2 protein-coding genes are annotated in these 2,904 nt (G+C 35.1%); both read right to left on the reverse strand.

From position 1 onward, the window contains the following. Positions 1–1,697: AMP-dependent synthetase/ligase (locus E1171_RS03475; protein WP_155204105.1), on the reverse strand; the 1,697-nt coding region annotated here is incomplete at its 3' end. A 384-nt stretch (positions 1,698–2,081) separates the two neighbouring features. Next, the coding region (locus E1171_RS03480) for a tetratricopeptide repeat protein (protein WP_155204107.1) at positions 2,082–2,904 on the reverse strand (823 nt) is incomplete at its 5' end.

Genomic DNA, 2,904 nt, shown 5'->3' on the forward strand with positions numbered 1-2,904 from the left:
GTTAATTCTCCTCCATCAACAGTCCAAGGCTCAGGCAATAAAACAAACTTTTTTATGCGCTCAAATTGGGCAAAGTTTTCATTTAAACGATCAACCTCTTTTTGGAATTTATCTATCACTTTTTCATTTTTCAATAAATCATTCAGATTCGAAAGAGGAATACCTTTATGAGTACACCATTCGTGCAATCCTTGCTCAAAAGGAACCAATAAAGCGGCAGGAAATTTTTGTCCTTCACCTACTACCATCACCTGTTCAATCAAAAGAGATTCTTTAAACTTATTCTCTATTACCTGGGGAGCAATGTATTTTCCACCGGATGTTTTGAACATTTCCTTTTTACGATCGGTGATTTTGAGATATCGATTTTCAATTAATTTACCAATATCCCCAGTATGAAACCATCCTTCGGAATCAATTGCTTCTGAGGTGGCATCAGGACGTTTATAATAACCTTCCATCACATTATCCCCTTTTACCAGAACCTCTCCATCCTCTGCAATCTTTACCTTAACACCTTTTATTGGGACTCCTACCGTACCAATCCGAACATCATCTGGATCGTAGCTTGTGAAAGTTACTCCTGGTGATGTTTCGGTAAGGCCATAACCTTCCAGGACCTTAATTCCTGCCGACCAAAATACCCTGGCAAGTCGAGGTTGTAAAGCAGCGGCACCGGAAACAATAAATTCCACATTTCCTCCCAAAGCCTCACGCATTTTGCTAAATATCAACTTATTGGCAAGAGAAAGCTGGAAGTTATACCAACCTCCTTGATTTTTTGAAGGATCGAAACGCAACCCCAAATTTAAGGCCCAAAAAAACAGGGCTTTCTTTAACCCTTGGAGTTCCATTCCTTTAGTAATAAATTTATCATAAACCTTTTCCAACAGACGAGGCACTGTAGAAAAAGTATGCGGTTTCACCTCTTTTATGTTTTCCGCAATCGTTTCCATGCTTTCTGCATAATAGATTGCATTACCCAATAATATACTTACATAATTTGAGGTTCTTTCAAAAATATGACAAAGGGGTAAGAAGCTTAAAGTACGTCCCATTCTACCTTCATTATGGGGTACAGCCTCCACCATTGAAAGGGAATTACTGATCACATTTTTATGGGTAAGTTTTACTCCTTTGGGGCGTCCTGTAGTCCCGGAAGTATATATAATAGTTAATAAATCCGTAAATTGAACCTGATTCTTAGCAATTTCCAGTTCTTCTCTTTTACCCTCTTCTTTTCCCAATTGTTCTACTTCCAGCCAATGTTTTGCCGACGAAATTTTGTCAAAAGTAAAAATACCTTTCACTCCATCAATTTGCTCACTGGCAGCTACCCCTTTTTCATATAACCCCTGATCTGCTACAAACAAATATTTAACTTCAGCATCTTCCAAAATAAATTGATAATCCTCTATAGTGGAATTAGGATACATAGGAACACTAATGGCGCCCAACTGTTGAATTCCAAAATCAATAAAATTCCATTCTGGCCGGTTAAAAGAAATAATTCCTATTTTATCCCCTTTTTCTACTCCTAATTTCATCAATCCCAAGCTCACATTATTAACCGTATCGAGAAAATCAAGGCTAGAATATTTCTTCCATATACCATTCTTTTTACAGGCTAATGCATCTTCCAACGGTTTTTCCTGAACCTGGTGATGTAGAAAATCAAATATTCGTTCAAAGTTCATAGGAGTTATAGAGTTTACAGTAGAAAATTTTAGGTTAAAAAATATTGAAAACCGGGAATAAATTATAAAAAAAAGATCCGCAAAAAAAATTTTATTTTAAAAAATAGGTAACATTTAAAGAAAAAAATAAAAAAAGGTGTCCAAGAACAAAAATTCCCAAAACATTAGGAACAATAATCAATGATAACTGTGAAATTCAAATGATCTGATTAAGGTATTAGAGAGTAAAAAAGAAATGAAATTGACAAGCCAATCCACTTTCCAAATTTATTAAGAAGCAAAAATTAATAAAATCTCATTATTCAGTTACAATAGTGATATGCACGGACTTCACCTTTTTATTTAATAATACCAATTATTTAATACATGTGGATAAAGTAATAATTAATTCACAATGTCGCCTCTAAGCCTTCGGAATCGCTTGCGCGCATCGGGTACATAGATACTCCCTTTATAAGTAATCAAAAAATTCTGGTACAACTCCATCGCCTTGTTCTCATCTGCCAGATTTTCTTCATAAACTTTGGCTAAAAGATAAGCTGCATCATCCCCTAGAATATCCTCAGGGAAATTATCCACAATTAGCTTTAGCTTATTCACAACTTGATCAAAATCACCCAAATCCTGAAAAATATTGGCCTGAAGCCACCAAATTTCATCGGTGAGGGTATGTCCAGGGTATGTTTTTAAAAGTTCCTCCAGCTTTTTCAGGGCCATTTCCTTTTGGTTTTGAAATAGTAAAAGCTCAATAGCGGCATATGACTTCATAGCAGCTGCAGTGGTATCGAAAACAGTATTATCCTTTATTCTTAAACTCAACTCCATGGCATTATTGGCAATTTCACGACTGGTAGCTTCTTTTAAGATATCCAAATGTGACAAAGCTAATTCAAAATCACCATTATAATAAGACAAACGCGCATTTCTTAGTTTAGCTTCATAACCTAAGGTTGATTCTTTTTGATCTTTTTCTACTTGTGAATAGAGGAGAGTAGATTCCCAAGGTTCTTCATTTAATAAATAAAGGTCTCCCAAATCCAATTTACAATAAGATTTTAATTGGTTATCCACCATAGGTGAGTGGATAAGTTCTTGCAAGATCTCTATAGCCGAATCCTTCTCATTTAAATAAAAACCATGTAACAAAGCTTTATTCCTTTTTGCTTCCCAAAGCGTTCTATTATTAACAGATTCAAAAATAAAAAGT

The organism is Xanthovirga aplysinae (genome assembly GCF_009711365.1).
GTDB classification, from domain to species: Bacteria; Bacteroidota; Bacteroidia; order Cytophagales; family Cyclobacteriaceae; genus Xanthovirga; species Xanthovirga aplysinae.